This is a genomic window from Pseudomonas mucidolens, assembly GCF_900106045.1.
Classification (GTDB): domain Bacteria; phylum Pseudomonadota; class Gammaproteobacteria; order Pseudomonadales; family Pseudomonadaceae; genus Aquipseudomonas; species Aquipseudomonas mucidolens.
On the sequence record NZ_LT629802.1, the window covers coordinates 4590604 to 4610426 of the forward strand.

A 19823-nucleotide genomic window follows, 5' to 3' on the forward strand; every position below is an offset into this window, starting at 1 on the left:
CGGCATTCCTCAGCCCGACAGCTGATTCAATTATCGCCTGCGCGCTGAGCGGACACCTTCCGCTAACTCGGACTCGTGGCGAGGCTACCTGATGATTCGTTTACTCCTCGTCATGTTAATTGGCGGTATCTCGCTGCTGGGCTGTGCGCAGTCCGAGCCTGAAAAATTAGGCACGCCTATCGAGGGCTATAGCCATACCTCGGCGGCGATTAATCGGTTCTCGGTAAATGGTAACGGCGGGCCGAATTTGGCCCCTTACGGATACGGGGGCGGGCAAATGTGCTGCGCACCGCTTCCAGTGAAGTGGCACCCCGGCTTGACCGTAGTGGTTGAATGGGAGAAAGACCCCAATCCGCACGATTCCGCCAATTGGCCAGATCCTCCATTTTCGGCTGCTTGGCGCAAGGCTGCTAGAGAGCACGAAACTCACTACACCCGTCATCGTGCGGTTGTGGCTGTTGCGCCATATGAGCGGCTAGGTGTCGTCAATGTGCATTTTTTGCCCTGTAACCAAGTAGCTGTTACGGCAGGACTTATGTTGCCCCGTACACCCAGCTATCCCTATCGCTTCCCTCAAAAAATGGAGGAGCCGGCCATATGTCCGAAGCCATGATCCCGCCACTTCAAAGGCCTGCTGCGGCATTCCTGAGCCCGACAGCTGATTCAATTATCGCCTGCGCGCTGAGCGGACACCTTCCGCTAACTCGGACTCGTGGCGAGGCTACCTGATGATTCGTTTACTCCTCGTTATGTTAATTGGCGGCATCTCGCTGCAGGGCTGTGCGCAGTCCGAGCCTGAAAGATTAGGTACGCCTATCGAGGGCTATAGCCATACCTCGGCGGCGATTAATCGGTTCTCGGTCAATGGTAACGGCGGGCCGAATTTGTCCCCTTACGGATACGGGGGCGGGCAAATGTGCTGCGCACCGCTTCCAGTGAAGTGGCACCCCGGTTTGACCGTGGTGGTTGAATGGGAGAAAGACCCAAATCCGCATGCCTCAGCAAATTGGCCTCCGCTTGGGACAGATGGCTACCGGGCTGCCTACAAGCTGCATGCGGCCAAATACACCCGTCATCGTGCGGTTGTGGCTGTTGCGCCATATGAAGACTTGGGGTTGGTAAACGTGCATTTCTTACCGTGTAACCAGGTTGCTGTATCGGCGGGAACTACGTATCCCGGTCGTCCAGACTATCCGTTCCACTTCCCTCAAAAAATGCAGGAGCCGGCCATATGTCCGAAGCCATGACCCCACCACTCCAAAAAACTGCTGCGGCATTCCTGAGCCCGACAACTGGTTCAATTATCGCCTGCGCGCTGAGCGAACACCTTCCACTAACCCTGACTCATGGCGAGGCTACCTGATGATTCGTTTACTCCTCGTCATGTTAATTGGCGGTATCTCGCTGCTGGGCTGTGCGCAGTCCGAGCCTGAAAGATTAGGGACGCCTATCGAGGGTTATAGCCATACCTCGGCGGCGATTAATCGGTTCTCGGTCAATGGTAACGGCGGGCCGAATTTGTCCCCTTACGGATACGGGGGCGGGCAAATGTGCTGCGTACCGCTTCCAGTGAAGTGGCATCCCGGTTTGACCGTGGTGGTTGAATGGGAGAAGGACCCAAATCCGCATGATTCCGCCAATTGGCCAGACCCTCCATTTTCTGATGCTTGGCGCAAGGCTGCTAGAGAGCACGAAACTCACTACACCCGTCATCGTGCGGTTGTGGCTGTTGCGCCATATGAAGAGCTGGGCGCAATAGACGTTCATTTTCTACCCTGCAATCAAGTAGCGGTATCAGCTGTAGCCGTACTCCCTGGCCAACCAGGCTACCCATTTAACTTCCCTCAAAAAATGGAGGAGCCAGCCACATGTCCGAAGCCATGACTCCACCACTCCAAAAAACTGCTGCGGCATTCCTCAGCCCGACACCTGATTTCAAAATAGGTGGGCTGCTGCCGCAAACACCAGGGGATGTATTGCGTAACTATCGGACGCAACAGGCGGCCTATCATCCGTTTGAACAGCAGGCGATGGACGCAGACCGTGCAACTGGAAGGGTTTACGCAGGCGCGCCATGCATGAAGATCGTGACGGTCACGCTGTGCTTTGACGGCACGAACAACCATGAACCGTCAGACAGCCTGGCATTACCTTCAACCACGACCAATGTGGCTCGCCTGTTTCATGCGAGCCTCGGAGGTTCTGGCACCGAATCAGAAGAGAGAGAAGGTTTTTACCGATACTACATGCAGGGGGTCGGTACTGAGTTCAAAGAAATAGGCGAGTTCAAACCTGATAGCCTAGGGCTGACGATGTCGACGGGTGGCGAGAACCGGATCAACTGGGGATTGACCCGTTTGATTGATGCGCTGAAAAGAGCCAGTAGTAAGTCACGCCTTAAAAATCCGGATGCCTACGCCCTTGTACAAAAAATGGGCACCAGCCTTACCGAAGACGCACTCGGGGCTTCAGTATTCAAAAGCAGCTACACGCGCCGCCGAGAGGTTTTGGCTCAACCGCTGGCGGAACTTGAAAGCCAAATTGATGCAGCTCATAAGGCCAAGTCGATCCCTAAAATCATGGCAGTGCGTCTGTTTGTTTATGGTTTTTCACGGGGGGCCGCCGAGGCGCGAGCGTTTGCCGCCTGGCTGGAAGCCTTGACCAAGGTCGATGTGGAGGGTGATACCTGCTACTTATTTGCCGGGCTACCGATCAAAATTGTGTTTATGGGGTTGTTCGACACCGTGGCCTCGGTGGGCATTCCGTACTTGGCGCCGTTTGCTGCCGGGCACATGGGCTGGGCCGATGGCACCATGCGCTTGTCGGACTCTGAGAAATTTCTTGAACACTGCGTGCATCTGGTTGCAGCTCACGAACAGCGCAGTTGCTTCCCCGTAGACTCGATTCGGCGCAAAGCCAACCCTGACGATCCAAAATGCCCTTCCACCTATCGCCAGGGCACAGCGGAATACATCTACCCCGGCATGCACTCCGACGTCGGCGGCGGCTACCCGCCCGGCGACCAAGGCAGGGCCGCAAAGGGTGGCCACTTGGTGTTGTCGCAAATTGCTCTGCACCATATGTACAGTGAGGCATACAACATTGGGGCGCCGTTGCAGGCCCCTCCAAAGGCGTTTAGCAATGAGTTGAAAGAACGTTGGCCATGGTTAGCCATGAGTGACTCGACTTACCTTGAATACGCGGTAGGTTCCAAGCTCATCGAGCGCTTCAACACCTGGCTTGACGCCATGGATAACGGTCCATTGGAAGAGGTCATGGCCCGTGAAGCAGGGTTGATTACCGGTTGGCGAATCAGTCGTTATGCCAAGGGGCGGGCCAACCACACTGAGGCTTATGTCAAGGTGATGAAAAACGGTCCGGGGGCAGACATGACCTCCGAGGAAGTCGACGCCTTTGAAGCTTTACACAAGATGCAACTTGAGGAAGATGCGGCCAACCGTGCAGGCACCTCGGCGCCTGTCTGGTCTGAAAGTCAACTGGCAACTCAAAAGACTAATCAAGCTATCAAGTTGGAGTATGAACGACGTACCGGCACCACGCCCACGAACACCTTCAACACCAGCAAGATGTATGAGCCGAACCTTGATTGTCGACAATTGCTCAACGCAATGGCCGATTTCCGGCGTGATTATGTGCCGGAATGGAACTTGAGCGTAGGAGAAATGTTTAGTCTTGGCACCCTTGCCAACACCTTGGTGGGTGGGCTTGTATACATGACGAACTCGCAGGATGAAGCCCAGCACTATGCCGACTTGCGCAAGGCTGGAGAGATGAATTACGCCACGCTGTTTGGCGCAGACGGTAAACCGTTAAACGATAAAGTCCTTCCGCTTATCCGGTTGTTTGATGAGCATGTGCATGACTCGCGCGCGTGGTTTATGAACGCGGCATTGAATGAGCGGGAAGTTTTCAGCGACTACTTTCGTTATCGCGGCATATTTTTCGACAATGAGTCCAATAACGAGCTATCGCTGTTGGTGACCGCCGAACAAGTGGTTGGCGTGGCGTTGGCGGTGGCCAGTGTTGGTTTGACCATTAAACGCCGCGACCCACGCTTCTTGGTGGGACTCATTCTTCCGTCGCTGGGCACCCCGGTGTTTCGCGGCAAGGTGGATTTCCCAGGCATCAGTGCGTTTGACAGTGTGACCGGTCTGGCACTGCCGATGCTTGATGGGTTGGAGTCGATTCGGACCTTCAGCGCCGACACGGGCAGCATGTCAAAAGCGGCCCAGGCGTTGCCGGTTCCCCCGCTACTGACGGAGAAAACCGCCACCACTGATGACTTGATTGCGATGCTCAAAGCCTCTCAAGCACTTAAAGCAAGAGTGCCCACTCCGTCGACGAACCTACTTGATGGGACGCTGGCCCAGACGCCACCACCCAAGAGCTGGTTGGATCAGGCGAAGGGCACGGTGGAAGGTCTCACGACCTAGAACTGACGCTGAGCTCGATTGCTAAGGACACTCTGAAAAAGACTTCCAGATTTGGTGAACTACTCACCTCGCACAAACTGAACGGTTGAGCCCCGATGAAACAGATGTCCTGAGCCGCTGCCGAGTATGCCGGCAAACGTAAGCCGACCCGCCGCGAGCGTTTCCTGATCGAGATGGAGCAGGTGGTGCCCTGGAAGAGCTTGGTTGCCTTGATCGAGCCGCATTATCCGAAGGGCGACGGTGGCCGTCCGACCTATCCGTTGATGGCCATGTTGCGGGTTCATTAGATGCAGAACTGGTTCGGTTATCTTCCGACCAGCCTGCGACTCGAGATTGACCAGTTAACTCACTAGATCCCCATGAAAAACTCAAGTTCAATGTCCGATACCCGTGCTCCACCCGACTACCACAAATGCCTACCTGTCGAACTCCACAGTGAAGCGGGTGCCTTTATCGACTATAGCTGCCCAATAAGTCACCGGTCGAACGCCCAGCGGGCGGTCATCCAGGTTTGATGCCAGTCAGAACGTACGACTACCTTTTTACCGCTGTATTGCGTGCAATAAAGGCTTTAATTGTTTGTCGAAAAAACCCTTTTCGGCCGACGGACTTATGCATCTTATGGAAAAAACATGTTACTTCATTCATCTCCACCACCTCGATATTCACGACCGACTGTATTTTTTTCATTTTTAGGGGCAGTGCTTATTGTCTTTGGCATAACACTGCATATTCGAGGAGAAATAGAAAAACAAGGAATGCAGGAAACCACTGGAATTCTAATCTCGTTTTTTCAAAAGGACAGAGGCGAGGGATTTAAAAAAACCGACAAGTGCCCGCGCGTCCGTTTTTATACCCTTACTCAAATCCCGGTAACCGTGGAGGGACGCCAATGCACCAGTTACTCGAAGTACGAAGTAAATGACCAAGTTAAGGTTTTTTACCCCCCGGAACACCCTGAGCAAGCGCTTCTAGTCGTTGACGCTGATGAGTGGTTTTACGTTGTTTTGTCGTGTGGGTTCGGCGCGATGATGTGGGTATTTGCTCTTTGCACTCATACGCCTAGAGATAGAACTGGGTTTAACAAGAGCCTCATGGATAAATGGGGTTTAACCCTCTCATTTTGGGGCATAGCCTTAGTCCTATACGGGCTCAGCTTTTGGGTTTTGCAGCTTGAATTAGCGCGACAGGCTCCGATGACAGAAACAACGACAGGCATAGTAATTAACCCGGGCTATGCCAATACTGGACGAAACAGCAAGTTTCTCTGCGCGTTGATCGAATTTCAGACCCCGAATCATGAGTCATATCAGTTTAGCACCTCAGTCTGCAGTAACGGCTATGACCGTGGTGAAACGGTATCTGTTCGCTACGCCCCTGCTAATCCTCGGCACGCCATGCTCGATAGCTTTTGGGATAGCATGTTTATCCCAGTAATTTTATTTTTGATAGGTTTTCCGTTTTTAGTGGTGGGAATGGTCAGTTGGCCTAGGCGGCTATCAAGATCAATAACTCGACGCTGAGAAGATAGTGCATGAACATTTCGAGGTCATTCAATGTTAAAAATGAAACTTAGTCTATTAATAAGCTTTTTTGCAATGTACCTTTCAGGTTGTGGCTCATTTGTGACGGGAATTTCTCATGGGCCAACTTGCCCGTATCAGGGGGTTCAGTTGGATGTATATGCGGCAACCGATTGGGCGACGCTAAAAAGTACCTACGGCGGTATTCTTCCACTGGCCATTATTGATTTACCTTTTTCCTTTGTTTTCGATACCTTTACGCTTGAAAAAGCTGATGGTGGGGATCGCTGTCCACGAAAATTTTAGTGGTTACCCGTCTATAGGAGTCGATACAAAAGTTGTTTTCCGCTCTCTATTCATCGCTAGTCTGCGGGCTCGCCGACACTGTGGTTCAAAGGGCCCCACACAAGGTCATGTCGAGAGGCCCTACAGCTGGCCGCGGCGGCACGATGAATACGACGACGGATCCGACAGCGCGGTGTCAGGAAGCTGGCGGCCGGCCCGTGGACCTCAGCAACGCCGGGATCAGCCGAACGTAGGCCAACTCGCCTACCAGCTCGACCAACGTCTGGGTAATGACCGCAGCCGCGGCCAGCTCACGAACGCCGTCGGGCAGTGCCAGGGCCAAAGGCAGGACCACCAGCGAATTGCGTGTCGCAGCGCTGAACGTGACCGCCCGCGCTGCCGTGGCGGGCAAGGTGAACACGCGGGAAGCCAAGGCGCCCATCAACGGCGCCAATAGCAGGAAGCCGATATACACCGGAATCACCGGTGCCAGCAGCTCGATATCGCGCACCACCGAGACGATTTGCGAGCCGATCACCACCAGTAATACCAGGGCCATCGCCGGGACGGGCAGCCAGGCCCAGACGTCATACCATCGACTGATGACGGCTGAGCGACGCGACAAGGTTGCTGTCAGCACCGCCAGGATCATCGGCGCGACAATCAGCAACACAAAGGCCTCGACAAACGGCCCGACCGCAACCACCACACCCGATTGCGCACCCAGCATCAAACCCAGGTACACCGGTAACAGCAGCAATTGCAGCAACAACAGCACCGGCGTCGCCGCCAGCATCAACCGCGCATCGCCCTTGCCGATATGGGTAAACACCACCACGTAATCGATACACGGTGTCAGCAACACCAGCAAGGCGCCCAGCAGGATGGCCGGGTGATCCACCAGTCCGCGGGTCAGCGACCACACCAATAGCGGAATCAGCACAAAATTGGCCAGCAGCAATGCCGCCATGAAGCGCCCGTTACTCAAGCCCTGGCGCAAGTCCAGAAACGGGATTTGCAGGAACATCGCGTACATCAGCATCGCGATAGCGGGCGTGACCAGCAGTTCCAGGTGTTGCGACGCCGATGGCGCCAGCAGACCAAGGGCGATAGCCAGCGCGACCGTGACGAAATACACCGGTATCTGGTTTTGTTCGAGGGTATCGCGGGTCATGGTTGGCTCTGCTCGGTCCCAAGACGCCAAGCCTAGGCATCCGGGCGGACAAGGTCGAGGAATAAAAGACTTGGTGCTGGAAATCCTTGGGATTTTGCCAGACCTGCGCTTCAATACTCCACCCAGATCCTGACCCAAGGACGAGAGCCCATGGCTTCGCCGAACAAACAGCAAAAACGCGCCCACCGGGCAAAGGCCAAGGCCAAGCAGAACCGCACCCAGCGGGCCGTTGCCCCCAAGCAGGATGCGTTCGCCGGCGACGACAGCCGCATTGATCTTGAATCGGTGGATTTGACCGAACTGTTTGTAGAAATGCGCACCGCTGGCGAAACCAGCCAACAGGCGCTGTGCGCAGTGTTCCTGGCGCACCCGCTACTGGCATTGGTGCTGGAGCAGGAAGGCGAAGAAGAGGCAACCGACTTTATCCTCGCGGCGCTGATCGAGTATCGACAGTGGTCCACCGATTCCGATGATGAAGCGGCAGCGCTGGCATGGATTGAATCGCCAGAATTCCAGGCCGATTACGTGGCGGCCTCCCAGGCACTGGTCAGCGCGGGGGAATAGGCGAAAGCCGGACTCAGACGAAAGGCCTGCCTCGCATTTTTCCCAACACACTCGGCCGAATAGTTTTAAGCTTTTTTTGTAGGAGCGAGCTTGCTCGCGAAAAACTGATAGGCGCCGCGTTCATTCAGGAAACCCGCGTTATCGTTAACGTTTTTCGCAAGCAAGGGCTATGCGCGCCCTCGCGCCTACAGGTGCCTCATTCCCTCGCCACAGGAGGCTCGCGCCTTAGTTCAGCACCGCGGCCCCGGCCCGCTGGATCTTGCGTCGACGCGCCACCATCAAACCTGCGATCACCACCAGCAGACTCAACGCGCCCGTGGACAGCACCTCCACCCGGTGCGCGTCCTGGAACGCCATGATGGTCAGCGTACCGACGATAAACACGATCACCGCATAGGTCATGCCCGGGAACAGCCACATCTTGAAAGCAATTTTCTCGCCCGCCGCCGTGCGCTTTTGGCGCATACGCAGTTGTGAAACCGCGATCACCAGGTACACCAGCAACGCGATGGCGCCAGAGCTGGCCAGCAGGAATTCAAACACCGCCGCCGGTGCCACGTAGTTGGCGAAGACCGCCAGGAACGCCGCGCCAGTGGACAACATCACCGCCCAGTAAGGCGTGCCGCTCTTGTTGGTGCGCTTGGCCACCGCCGGCGCATCACCGCGACGCCCCAGGGAGAACAACATGCGCGAGGCGGTATACAGCGCCGAGTTCAAGCAACTGGTAACCGCCACCAATACCACCAGGTCGACGATCAACTTGGCATTCGGGATACCCATGCGCTCCAGCACAGTCTGGTAGGAGCCTACGGCAGCCAGAGTCGGATCATTCCACGGCACCAGTGCGACGACGATGAAGATCGACACCAGATAGAACAAACCTATCCGCCAGATCACCGAGTTGGTGGCTTTGGTGATTTGCTGGCCAGGGTTCTTCGATTCAGCGGCGGCGATGGTCACGATCTCGGTGCCCATGAACGAGAACATGGTGGTCAGGATCGCTGCCAGCACCGCGCCCATGCCGTTAGGCAGAAAGCCTTGGGTGTCGAACAGGTGCGATACGCCACTGACCTGACTGTTGGGCAAGAAGCCGAAAATCGCCAGGATGCCGAGGATCACGAAGCCAATGATTGCCACAACCTTGATCAGCGCGAACCAGAACTCGAATTCACCGTAGTTCTTCACGCTGAACAGGTTGGTCGCGGTCAGCAGCAGGGTAATGATCAAGGTAAATGCCCAGATCGCCACATCGGGGAACCAGGCGTGCAGGATCGTCGCCGCGGCGTTGGCCTCCAGGGGAATCACCAGCACCCAGAACCACCAATACAACCAACCAATGGTGAAGCCGGCCCAATGACCGATGGCCCGGTCAGCGTAGGTGGAGAACGATCCAGTGTCCGGCGAGGCCACCGCCATCTCGGCCAGCATGCGCATCACCAGCACCACCAGGGTCCCGGCCGCGGCATACGCCAACAACACCCCCGGACCTGCCGCGGCAATGGCGTGACCGGAGCCGACAAACAGACCGGCGCCGATTACCCCGGCAATCGACAACATGGTGACATGCCGCGGCTTGAGCCCCTGTTCGAGGTCATTGGAGCTTTGCGTACTACTCATTGACACACCTTTGCGAGGATTTGCGAATACGGTCCACCCAACCCGGAATCTCTTTCGTGAAAAGAAACCAACAGAGTGTTCTTTATTTTTTACGCAAGATTTACGCCAAAATGTAACAAGCTCAAGGTTGACGCGGGCTGCAGGCAGATCCCCTAATCAACGCAAGTCATTGAGATTAATGGCAAACTGCCAGAACGTTACCTGCCTACTCATTTCCCCGACGAAAAAACGCACCAAAAACACACACAAAAAGTGCGTGACGCACCATTCGATGCCTGATACGGACCGTTTACCCGTTTAATCCTTCCAACCCCCGGCCAAAGCTGGCACCATCGCGCCTTTTTTTACGCGACTGCTACGGGTTTTCCGGTTAAAACAGCTGTTCGGTTGTTGATGGCGCGACACGCGGCTGTGTCGATGCGACAACCTGCCGCATACCGTCTGTTTAACGCCCGTGGCGCTGTTGGCTGTCATCCGGGCGCTATGCTAGCTTGGCGCCTCGCCAGGAAGGCGGCCTAACAGCAGGAACGCAATGAATACAATGAGGACCGCACATGGCCGAGGCCACGCCCGCGCTTGAAATCCGCAACTTGCATAAACGCTATGGTGAGCTGGAGGTGCTTAAAGGTATCTCGCTGACCGCTCGCGACGGCGATGTGATCTCGATCCTGGGTTCCTCCGGTTCCGGCAAGTCCACGTTCCTGCGCTGCATCAACCTGCTGGAGAACCCGCATCAGGGCCAGATCCTGGTAGCCGGCGAAGAACTCAAACTGAAAGCCGCGAAAAACGGCGAGTTGATGGCTGCCGATGGCAAGCAGATCAACCGTCTGCGCAGCGAAATCGGTTTTGTGTTTCAGAACTTCAACCTGTGGCCGCACATGAGCATTCTCGACAACATCATCGAGGCTCCGCGCCGCGTGCTCGGCCAAAGCAAGGCTGAAGCCATCGAAGTGGCCGAAGCGTTGCTGGCCAAGGTCGGGATCAGCGACAAACGTCACGCTTACCCCGCGCAATTGTCCGGCGGCCAGCAACAACGCGCCGCCATTGCCCGCACCCTGGCGATGCAACCTAAAGTCATTTTGTTCGATGAGCCCACCTCGGCGCTTGACCCGGAAATGGTTCAGGAAGTACTTAATGTAATCCGCGCACTGGCCGAAGAAGGCCGCACCATGCTGCTGGTCACCCACGAGATGGGCTTTGCCCGCCAAGTGTCCAGCGAAGTGGTGTTTCTCCACCAGGGACTGGTCGAAGAGCAAGGATCGCCACAGCAGGTGTTCGACAACCCGCTTTCGGCGCGCTGCAAACAATTCATGTCCAGCAACCGCTAACGGAGCAACATGCATGCAGAACTATAAAAAATTCCTCCTGGCCGCCGCCGTGAGCATGGCTTTCAGCGCCACGGCCATGGCCGAAACCTTGAAAATGGGGATCGAAGCGGCTTACCCGCCGTTCAACAATAAAGACGCCAGCGGTCAAGTCGTCGGTTTTGACAAAGACATCGGCGATGCGCTTTGCGCCAAGATGAAAGTCGAGAAGTGCGAAGTGTATGTGTCGGACTGGGACGGCATCATCCCGGCCCTGAACGCCAAGAAGTTCGACTTCCTGGTGTCTTCGCTGTCGATCACCGACGAGCGCAAGCAAGCCGTCGACTTCACCGACCCGTACTACTCCAACAAGCTGCAGTTCATCGCGCCGAAAAAGGTCGACTTCAAGACCGACAAAGCCTACCTCAAGGGCAAAGTCATCGGCGCACAGCGTGCGACTCTGGCCGGCACCTGGCTGGATGACCGCAACATGGAAGACGACTATGGCGTCGACATCAAGCTCTACGACACCCAGGAAAACGCCTACCTCGACCTGACGTCCGGTCGCGTTGACGGAATCCTCGCCGACAAATACGTGCAATACGAATGGCTCAAGAGCAAAGACGGCTCCGATTACGAGTTCAAGGGCGAGCCTGTGGTCGACAGCGACAAAATCGGTATCGCCGTGCGTAAAGGCGATCCGCTGCGTGAGCGCCTGAACAAGGCATTGGCTGAAATCAAGGCCGACGGCACTTACAAGAAGATCAACGACAAGTACTTCCCTTTCAGTATCGAATGATCCTGACTGGCCTGCCCGGCGCGCTCGCTTGAGCGCGCCGGCTCTTCGCAATGCCTGCCGCGATATGACTAAACCATGAATTTCGATCTCTACGGATTCGGCCCCGCACTCGCTGCCGGCGCGCTGATGACCGTCAAACTCGCCCTCACGGCCCTGTGCCTGGGACTGGTGCTCGGCCTTGCCGGTGCCTTGGCCAAGACTTCTGCGTACAAGCCGCTGCAATGGCTTGGCGGCGCCTATTCGACCGTGGTTCGCGGAATTCCGGAACTGCTGTGGGTCCTGCTGATTTATTTCGGCACGGTCAACATGATGCGTGCCCTCGGAGAGTGGTTCGGCAACCCCGACCTTTCACTCAATGCCTTCGCCGCCGGGGTCATCGCCCTCGGCCTATGCTTTGGCGCCTACGCCACCGAGGTGTTCCGGGGCGCGATCCTGGCGATTCCCAAGGGCCACCGCGAAGCGGGCGTCGCGCTGGGCCTGTCGAAGTTTCGTATCTTCACCCGGTTGATCATGCCGCAAATGTGGCGAATCGCCCTGCCGGGCCTGGGCAACCTGTTCATGATCCTGATGAAGGACACCGCGCTGGTCTCGGTGATCGGCCTGGAAGAAATCATGCGTCACGCCCAGATCGGCGTGACCGTGACCAAGCAACCCTTCACCTTCTTCATGGTCGCGGCCTTCATGTACCTGGGCCTCACCGTCCTGGCCATGGTCGGCATGTACTTCCTGGAAAAACGTGCCGCGCGCGGCTTTGCGAGGAGCACGCAATGAACGGCGACTACAGCTGGCTGGCGCATTTCGACCTCGGCCTGAACTGGGCCGTCATCATCAAGTGGCTGCCGAGACTGGCCCAGGGCGCCACCCTGACCCTGGAACTGGTGGCCATCGCGGTCATCGTCGGCCTGATCCTGGCAATTCCCCTGGGTATCGCGCGCTCCTCGCGGCGGTGGTACGTGCGTACGCTGCCCTACTGCTACATCTTCTTTTTCCGTGGTACGCCGCTGCTGGTGCAGCTGTTCCTGGTCTACTACGGCCTGGCGCAGTTCGATGCCGTGCGCGAAAGCGCGCTCTGGCCGTATCTGCGCAACCCGTTCTGGTGCGCTGCGGCCACCATGACCCTGCACACCGCGGCGTATATCGCCGAGATTCTGCGCGGTGCGATCCAGGCCATTCCGCCCGGCGAAATCGAAGCCGCAAGGGCCCTGGGCATGTCCAAGCCGAAAACCCTGTTCTACATCACCCTGCCACGGGCCGCGCGCATCGGCTTGCCGGCCTACAGCAACGAAGTGATCCTGATGCTCAAGGCCAGCGCCCTGGCCAGCACCGTGACCTTGCTTGAACTGACCGGCATGGCCCGTACCATCATTGCCCGCACCTACTTGCCGGTGGAGATCTTCTTCGCCGCCGGAATGTTCTATCTGCTGATGGCCTACGTGCTGGTACGCGGCTTCAAGCTGCTGGAACGCTGGTTGCGGGTCGATGCCTGCCAGGGACGCTGACAGCCGGTTGACGGGCGCGCAGTTGCTCGCCCGCTTCCAGGCGCTGGATGCGTTTCTCATCGAGCACCAAGGGCTGTGGCGTCCACGGCCCTTTACCCACCTGCAATTGCCTTGGGAAACCCGGCACGCCGAGCTGGCCCGATGGCTGCGCCAGCGTTCGCTGGAGGACGCCGAAAGCAGCCACAACCGCCCCCACGAACTCCAGGCTCCGGCGCCGTTTGCCCAGTGGGCAACACAGTCCATCGCGCTGAGTGCCGTGGATCAGTTACCGAGGGTTAAACTGCCTGCGGCGCCGGCGCGACTGAATGTCGATGTACCCGGCCGCAAATGGCAACAGATCGAAGCCTTCGGCGCCGCCCTGGGGTTTACCGCCGCCCCCCGCCATTGGCTCGATTGGTGCGCCGGAAAAGGTCACCTCGGCCGTCGGCTGCTGCAACCCGGCCAGCAACTGACCTGCCTGGAATACGATCCCGCACTGATCGCCGCCGGCAAGGTTCTCAGCGAACATCATCAACTGCCCGCCAAACACTGCCAGCAAGACGTGATGGCGGATGACGCCGGACAGCAACTCACCCGCGATCACACCCCCGTCGCCCTCCACGCCTGCGGCGACCTGCATGTGCGCCTGCTGCAACTGGCCAGCGCCGCCGGCTGCAAACACTTGGCCGTGGCGCCCTGCTGCTATAACCGCATCAGCGCCGAGCACTACCAACCGCTGTCAGCCCCGGCCCGAGGCTCGACACTGCGCCTGTCAGTGGACGATCTCGGCCTGCCCCTGAGCGAAACCGTCACCGCTGGCGCCCGCGTACGGCAGCAGCGGGATACCTCGATGGCCCGGCGCCTGGGGTTTGATCAACTGCAACGGCAACTGCGCGCGTGCGACGAATACCTGCCCACCCCTTCACTGCCCAGCGCTTGGCTGAACAAACCTTACGCCGAGTACTGCCAGCAATTGGCGGCGCTCAAAGGGTTATCCACAGGTGAACAGAATTGGACGGCGCTGGAGCAACAAGGCTGGCAGCGCTTGGCACACGTACGCAACCTGGAATTGGTCCGTGGGCTGTTTCGCCGCCCGCTGGAACTGTGGCTGGTACTCGACCGGGCATTGTTTCTGCTGGAAAACGGCTACAGGGTCCAGTTAGGTTGCTTCTGTGAGACGGCACTCACACCGCGCAACCTGATGCTACTCGCCGAGCGCGATTAAAGGGCACGCCAGCCAATCCCCGCCCTGTGGATAACTCTGTTGATGGAATTCTATGGAAGGCCGTAAAGACAGGTGCTACAGAGCAAATTGTTGACTGGTCATTTTTTGTTCACAAAATAAAACGCACGCAAAACAGGCAGTTGCAGCTTAATGAGAATAGCTCTACAGAATAGCGGTTACGGCTGATGTCTAACCGATGAATTGTGCATAAGCATCTGCGCATAACACTATATGCGCCCCACACACATCGAATTAGCCTGCACTTATCACTGGCGACCCTGGCGGTAATCGCCACCCGACAGCCTGACCCTGTCCGTAGCGTTGGCGTACCCATCGGCACGTTTTTGGGCAGCTACTGGTGGCGCGTGGTCTTCTTGGCCATCGGCGCCATTTTCGGCAACATCCTCGGCGGCTATCTGGCCGATCACTTCAGAACTCATCATCCTGAGCCTGATCAGACTGCTGGGCACCGTATTCTCGGCGTGCAGGGACTTCAAATCCGTACCGGAACGACAGCGGCAGTGCTGAAGGAAAGCCGCTGAATGGGGATGGACGACGCGAGCGTTACAGAGGAAAAGCAGGGACCTGAAAAATAGTCAGAATTCAGGGGTTTACAGAAATTTCCCAATCGTTATAATCGTCGCCCTAACACGCCGGTATAGCTCAGTTGGTAGAGCAACTGACTTGTAATCAGTAGGTCCCGGGTTCGACTCCTGGTGCCGGCACCATATCTCGAAGCCCCGCAATGCGGGGCTTTGTGGTTTCTGGGGTTTGGAAAATCGCCCCTGTCAAACGTCCAAAAAGCGGCCTCCGTCCAGGTTTCGTCCCATTTTTTGAACGGTCATTTTTTCGCCTCGTCTTTATCCTTTTCTTCTCGAAATATTAGCCAGTGACTTCTGGAGCACAGATCCGCCCTCTTTTCCTGGACTCCAGCCGGCAAGAGCATGTCACTCCGCGTGAGATCACCACCCAGATTGGGGGTATTGTTACTTGGATGAAGACGAAGCCCGGCGCTGGCACAGCAAGGAAGCATTGACATGGACATCTCAACCGCACAAAGCATCAAGCTCTCCATCGTATCGGCGAGTGGGCTGTCAAAGGATGCGTTGCACATCTATGTGGGCATGACGGTCTATTTAACGTTGATCGCCATCACCCGACGACACAAGCCATACATGGGCTGGCTGGGTGTTTTCATCATCGCGTGCGCTGGCGAGTGGGTAGATAGGCGAGATGATATTGATAGCTTTGGATACTGGCGTTGGCAGGCAAGCGCACACGACATGCTCAACACGTTGTTTTGGCCGACAGTGCTAACGTTGCTTTGGCTTTTAAAATGCCGCAATAAGGCCAGCGGACGGCCGTAAGATTCTCGCAGTCTGTTCGCCTCACGGGCGGCTCCCACGTCACACCGGGCGGCTCTCCCACAGCGACAGGTTAGAAAACCAGGCGGTTGAGCTATCAAGAAAATAAATCTGTCCCCTTTTTCCTGATTTAACGTTGATCGCCATCACCCGACGACAGGCAAGCGCACACGACATTCTCAACACGTTGTTTTGGCCGACAGTGCTAACGCTGCTTTGGCTTTTAAAGTGCCGCAATAAGGCCAGCGGACGGCCGTAAGATTCTCGCAGCCTATTCGCCTCACGGGCGCCTCCCACGTCACACCGGGCGGCTCTCCCACTGCGACAGGTTAGAAAAGCCAGGCGGTTGAGCTATCAAGAAAATAAATCTGTCCCCTTTTTCCGGTCCCCTTTTTCCGGTCCCCTTTTTCCGTCCCCTTTTTCCGTCCCCTTTTTCCAGTCCCCTTTTTCCACAAACGTTTGGCTTGAAGAGGAGTTCGATCATGGGATTGGTGGGTAGGCGAGATGGATGCAATTTTGGCTATGGCCGGCAACTGAGCTATGCAGGACCGCAGGCATTGAAAGACCTGTTTGGCGGTGGGCATTACGGGACGGTCAAAGCACACAGTGATCGGTGGCAGGCGTTTGTACGCTGGTGTCGGTCGGAGGATGGGCCAGGCGTCAACGATGCGCGACAGATTGATCGGCAGACCTTGCTGGACTACACCAAGCATCTGCGCCAACAAGTTGAACACGGTGCTATCACCCAGAGGGTTTTGTTAAAAATATACATATAAATCAAAGCCATGACTGGCCATCGAAAAAAACTGACGCTGTCAGTCTTGAATAGCTGAAAAAAGCCTATTGCCACCATATTTCAAATGAGCTAAATTTTGGCCACGCAAGCGTCTCGCTTGCTTACAGCAGTTGACATTTATATGCACTGAGCACGCCTTGAAAAAGGCACTTATTGGTTTTCCAATGAGTATGTCCGGAGGGGGGCACCGCACGCCGCCTCCATCCTGGAGTAGCGATGGACGGTAGGTTAGCCAATAGAGGATTTGGTAGCTATCAGTGTTTATGTCAATGAAAGTGACAAGTCCTCTATAAGCTCTTTAGGTTGAGCTGGCGAAGCCTACACTTATTATGGTACTAGCATGACAAGGACTGTTGCAGCTAGAAGCTTTAAAGTATCTAACAGCTCAATAGCTGACCTGCAAAATTTGGCGACAGCTTTAAGCGTGCCCTTACTAACACTTCAAAAAACCTTAACTTTGCCGAAGTCTGAGCGCTATCGCAGAGATGAGCTCCCAAAAAGCGATGGGGGTTTGAGAATAATTTACAACCCTTCTCATGAGATTCGTTTAGTTCAACGAAGAGTAAATACTCGAATCTTTTCAAACTCTCACATTCTAGCTTGGCCGCCTTTTTTATTCGGTTCTATACCTAAGTCACGAGACGCGCTAGGCAATGAAGTCACAAGAGATTACATTACCTGCGCAGCACAGCACTGCGGTGCAAAATCCATTCTAAAGCTAGACGTAAAAGATTTTTTTGACAATGTGCACTCCGACTTAGTTTATGGAGTTTTCAATAAGCTTTTGAAATTCCCCCATTTAGTCGCAGCATCACTAACAAATATCTGCACTCTAGACTCGCATCTCATACAAGGTGCACTCACTTCCAGTTTTTTGGCCAACCTGTGTTTGCATGACGTCGAAGCTTTTGTAGTGGATAGACTTGCAAAAAAGAACTTAGTGTATACACGCTTTGTTGATGACATAACTATCTCCTCAAAAGTCGCTAAATATGACTTCTCTTATGCACAAGCAATTATAGAAGAGATGCTTATTTCAAAAGATTTACCGCTAAACAGCCAGAAAACAAAAGTTTCTCATGCTTCGTCCACACCGTTAACGGTGCATGGTTTACGAGTTAGTTTCTCTAAGCCAAGGCTTCCCTCGGATGAGGTGGGTCGAATAAGAGCTGCGGTGCGAAACATAGAAAAAATAGCTGACGAGCGTTCATATAGAATGACTCATGCCTATCGCCATGACTTTAATAGATGCATGGGAAGGGTAAACAAGCTAGCTCGGGTTGAGCATAATCAACACCGCCCGCTTTTAAAAAGACTTCTTAAACTTCCACCTCTGCCCTCAAAGAAAGACATCAGCCGAGCAATACAAATTGTGAGCCGTCTTGAAAGAGATTTTTATCTCAAAAAAAACACGTACTGGTATTCCCGAAGATTTTATATTGCATATGAGCGACTAAACGTACTGAAAATATCTTACCCACGAATGACCAAACTCTTGAAGCTAAGACTGAAAAAACTGAAACCAGTATATGAATAATAAAAAAAGCACGCTTCTACTAGCAGTAAAAAATATCAAGGACATAGATGACAACATCTTCAAAGCCCTTGTAAGCTCGTCAATATTTATTATTATTCTCGGATTTTCCTTTTCCACTATTGTCCTATTAACGACTGGCTTTGGAGACAAAGCATTTTCTCGGAACCTATGTTTTACAAACAATTGCATACAAAACTTCAAGTCAATTTTCAGCTCAGTGCTAGATATAATAAGCACCACCGGAGTAATCCTCGGCGGCCTAATCACTTTGGGCGCAATCATTATTGCACTATTAAGCTACTTAAGTAGCAATAGAGCGCTAGCTCTGGCTAACCATCTGTCTCACATGTCAATATTCTCAAATTACATTCATCGCGAAATAGAAAAGAAGGGTCGATTAAACAAGTCTTCCTTCGACACCTTAAAATGGTACAACCTCATATATCATGATCAGGAGCTAGGCGAACTTATAGTATCTAAAAAATACGAATTATTCATTTCAGATATCAACCTCCAAATACAACGCTCAAACAGGCTGATTACAAAAGAAGACGATGGAAGATACCTCTACAAAACACATCAAGCACTTATGAAGTCGGTACTGATCCAAGCAGGCATTGAGTTATCAGCGCTTCCACGCCTAGACTTTCACGAGGTGGAGGGAGAGGTAATACAACTTATCGAAATCATCAACAAATCCTTCTGCAAGTCGACGGAAAACCTTAAAATCGAAAAAAGAATATACCTTTAGTTAACAGAGTCTAGACTTATCACACTGCACACCCACCACATCTATTACAACGTAACAGACTGCAACTTCGCGTAAAGAGAGGAAGCCAAAGTTAAATTTTCGGAAAATACTGAAGCATTATTAGGTACTGGCGTTGCTCCATGAGTATGGCTCGCCAACTGAACATTCATTTGCTGCACCAGGCGAGCAAATCACAAAGCACCTGCAACACATTTACGCTCTCTGATCCCAACCAATTCTTTGGCGCGACCAGTCTTTGATTGACCGCCGCCACGCTCTTACGCATCCCCTGAATCCTTTCAAGTGTAAGCATCCTGTACCCGATTCGTCACAACAGCCCGGGCGGCTTCAGTTGGTAAAGTTCCCGGTTTAACTCATTAAGATGGATTTCATGCATTTATACGTCGTACGGCACGGGGAAATCTGGGCCAATGCCGAACAGCGCTATCTCGGTTCACTTGATCCAGCGCTGACCGAACTGGGGCGGCGGCAAGCTGAAGCGCTTGGCGAATACTTGCCCAAGAATCTTGATGCACTCGTCGCCTCCCATCGCATAAGCGGGAATAGGGGGTCAGACCACGTTTTCAATTAAATAACGAAAATCGTGGTCTGACCCCGTTTTTCACTCGGCACAGTCCACATCGTGTGCGAGCTCGAGGAGTTGCCTGAAAGCAATTCTTTTCGTACTACTCATGCTCAATCAAGTTATTTCCAATAAAGACTATGATGGACTGATGAATCCAATTATCGCAATCTTACAAGAAGTCAAGGATTACAGTGCTGATTAATTAGCAGCCAGCATAACCATTCGAATTAAAAAAATTAGTGTGAGTAATCGTCTACTCCCACTTGCTTTGATGATGTTGGTTAGAAGAAAGGCTGCCTTTCATCGCTACTGACGCGGCTCCTATGCTTGGATCGGCCCTGCCAGTTCAAGCGCAATGTATGCGCT

General features: G+C 54.4%; 19 protein-coding genes, 1 tRNA gene and 2 pseudogenes. 20 read left to right on the plus strand and 2 right to left on the minus strand.

The genetic code is table 11. The features are described from left to right. Positions 1 to 91 precede the first annotated feature (91 nt). The 7 genes and pseudogenes from BLU75_RS21110 to BLU75_RS21140 all read left to right on the plus strand — a co-directional run bounded on the left by BLU75_RS21110 (position 92) and on the right by BLU75_RS21140 (position 6283). Complete coding sequence (locus BLU75_RS21110; protein WP_165447480.1) at positions 92 to 613, plus strand: DUF3304 domain-containing protein; 522 nt, start codon at positions 92 to 94, stop codon at positions 611 to 613. A gap of 115 nt (positions 614 to 728) precedes the next feature. Then, positions 729 to 1247 (plus strand): DUF3304 domain-containing protein, encoded by a 519-nt coding sequence (locus tag BLU75_RS21115; RefSeq protein ID WP_165447481.1) that lies wholly within the window; start codon positions 729 to 731, stop codon positions 1245 to 1247. Positions 1248 to 1362: 115 nt separating this feature from the next. Continuing rightward, complete coding sequence (locus tag BLU75_RS21120) at positions 1363 to 1884, plus strand: DUF3304 domain-containing protein (RefSeq protein ID WP_165447482.1); 522 nt, start codon at positions 1363 to 1365, stop codon at positions 1882 to 1884. Beyond that, on the plus strand, positions 1869 to 4454 hold the full coding sequence (locus BLU75_RS21125) for a T6SS phospholipase effector Tle1-like catalytic domain-containing protein (RefSeq protein WP_090221552.1): 2586 nt from the start codon (positions 1869 to 1871) through the stop codon (positions 4452 to 4454). Before BLU75_RS21120 ends, BLU75_RS21125 begins: the two co-directional genes overlap by 16 nt. Before the next feature lie 95 nt (positions 4455 to 4549). Then, positions 4550 to 4738 (plus strand): annotated as a pseudogene (locus tag BLU75_RS21130) (IS5/IS1182 family transposase); the annotation flags it as partial. A gap of 348 nt (positions 4739 to 5086) precedes the next feature. Next, positions 5087 to 5977 (plus strand): DUF3592 domain-containing protein, encoded by an 891-nt coding sequence (locus tag BLU75_RS21135; RefSeq protein WP_084380956.1) that lies wholly within the window; start codon positions 5087 to 5089, stop codon positions 5975 to 5977. Between the two features lie 33 nt (positions 5978 to 6010). Then, on the plus strand, positions 6011 to 6283 hold the full coding sequence (locus BLU75_RS21140) for a YceK/YidQ family lipoprotein (RefSeq protein ID WP_084380957.1): 273 nt from the start codon (positions 6011 to 6013) through the stop codon (positions 6281 to 6283). A 175-nt stretch (positions 6284 to 6458) separates the two neighbouring features. On the opposite strand, the gene BLU75_RS21145 is transcribed toward BLU75_RS21140, so the two are convergent. Beyond that, positions 6459 to 7436, minus strand: coding sequence for an arsenic resistance protein (locus tag BLU75_RS21145; protein WP_090221553.1), 978 nt, complete (start codon positions 7434 to 7436; stop codon positions 6459 to 6461). 150 nt (positions 7437 to 7586) lie between these two features. Between BLU75_RS21145 and BLU75_RS21150 the strand changes: the two genes are divergently transcribed. Beyond that, positions 7587 to 8000: a hypothetical protein gene (locus BLU75_RS21150; protein WP_084380959.1), complete on the plus strand. Its 414-nt coding sequence runs from the start codon at positions 7587 to 7589 to the stop codon at positions 7998 to 8000. Between the two features lie 225 nt (positions 8001 to 8225). Here the strand turns inward: BLU75_RS21150 and gabP are convergent, their stop codons facing one another. Beyond that, entirely contained in the window at positions 8226 to 9617 is a 1392-nt protein-coding gene (gabP, locus tag BLU75_RS21155) for a GABA permease (protein ID WP_084380960.1), read from the minus strand. Between the two features lie 554 nt (positions 9618 to 10171). Here gabP and BLU75_RS21160 point away from each other — a divergent pair. From BLU75_RS21160 to BLU75_RS21215, 12 genes and pseudogenes are all read left to right on the plus strand, one after another. Further along, positions 10172 to 10945 (plus strand): ABC transporter ATP-binding protein, encoded by a 774-nt coding sequence (locus BLU75_RS21160; protein WP_084380961.1) that lies wholly within the window; start codon positions 10172 to 10174, stop codon positions 10943 to 10945. A 13-nt stretch (positions 10946 to 10958) separates the two neighbouring features. Next, positions 10959 to 11720 (plus strand): ABC transporter substrate-binding protein, encoded by a 762-nt coding sequence (locus BLU75_RS21165; RefSeq protein WP_084380962.1) that lies wholly within the window; start codon positions 10959 to 10961, stop codon positions 11718 to 11720. A 75-nt stretch (positions 11721 to 11795) separates the two neighbouring features. Then, positions 11796 to 12491, plus strand: a complete 696-nt coding sequence (locus tag BLU75_RS21170; RefSeq protein ID WP_084380963.1) for an ABC transporter permease — start codon at positions 11796 to 11798, stop codon at positions 12489 to 12491. Positions 12492 to 12529: 38 nt separating this feature from the next. Beyond that, positions 12530 to 13219, plus strand: a complete 690-nt coding sequence (locus BLU75_RS21175) for an ABC transporter permease (protein ID WP_084381018.1) — start codon at positions 12530 to 12532, stop codon at positions 13217 to 13219. After that, entirely contained in the window at positions 13200 to 14423 is a 1224-nt protein-coding gene (locus BLU75_RS21180) for a methyltransferase (protein WP_084380964.1), read from the plus strand. The genes BLU75_RS21175 and BLU75_RS21180 overlap by 20 nt, the downstream gene beginning before the upstream one ends. A gap of 203 nt (positions 14424 to 14626) precedes the next feature. Continuing rightward, entirely contained in the window at positions 14627 to 14965 is a 339-nt protein-coding gene (locus tag BLU75_RS27370; protein WP_130909366.1) for a hypothetical protein, read from the plus strand. 110 nt (positions 14966 to 15075) lie between these two features. Further along, positions 15076 to 15151: transfer RNA gene (locus BLU75_RS21185), tRNA-Thr, on the plus strand. A gap of 309 nt (positions 15152 to 15460) precedes the next feature. Beyond that, positions 15461 to 15790: a hypothetical protein gene (locus tag BLU75_RS21190; RefSeq protein ID WP_084380965.1), complete on the plus strand. Its 330-nt coding sequence runs from the start codon at positions 15461 to 15463 to the stop codon at positions 15788 to 15790. Between the two features lie 479 nt (positions 15791 to 16269). Next, positions 16270 to 16530 (plus strand): annotated as a pseudogene (locus tag BLU75_RS21195) (integrase domain-containing protein); the annotation flags it as partial. A gap of 393 nt (positions 16531 to 16923) precedes the next feature. After that, positions 16924 to 18120 carry a reverse transcriptase family protein gene (locus tag BLU75_RS21200; protein ID WP_084380967.1) on the plus strand — a complete coding sequence of 399 codons (1197 nt, stop codon included), beginning with the start codon at positions 16924 to 16926 and terminating at the stop codon, positions 18118 to 18120. Then, the gene (locus tag BLU75_RS21205; RefSeq protein ID WP_084380968.1) at positions 18113 to 18871 is read left to right on the plus strand and encodes a retron Ec48 family effector membrane protein; all 759 of its coding nucleotides are present in this window, start codon (positions 18113 to 18115) and stop codon (positions 18869 to 18871) included. Before BLU75_RS21200 ends, BLU75_RS21205 begins: the two co-directional genes overlap by 8 nt. A 391-nt stretch (positions 18872 to 19262) precedes the next feature. After that, positions 19263 to 19463 carry a histidine phosphatase family protein gene (locus BLU75_RS21215; RefSeq protein WP_231982585.1) on the plus strand — a complete coding sequence of 67 codons (201 nt, stop codon included), beginning with the start codon at positions 19263 to 19265 and terminating at the stop codon, positions 19461 to 19463. Positions 19464 to 19823 lie beyond the last annotated feature (360 nt).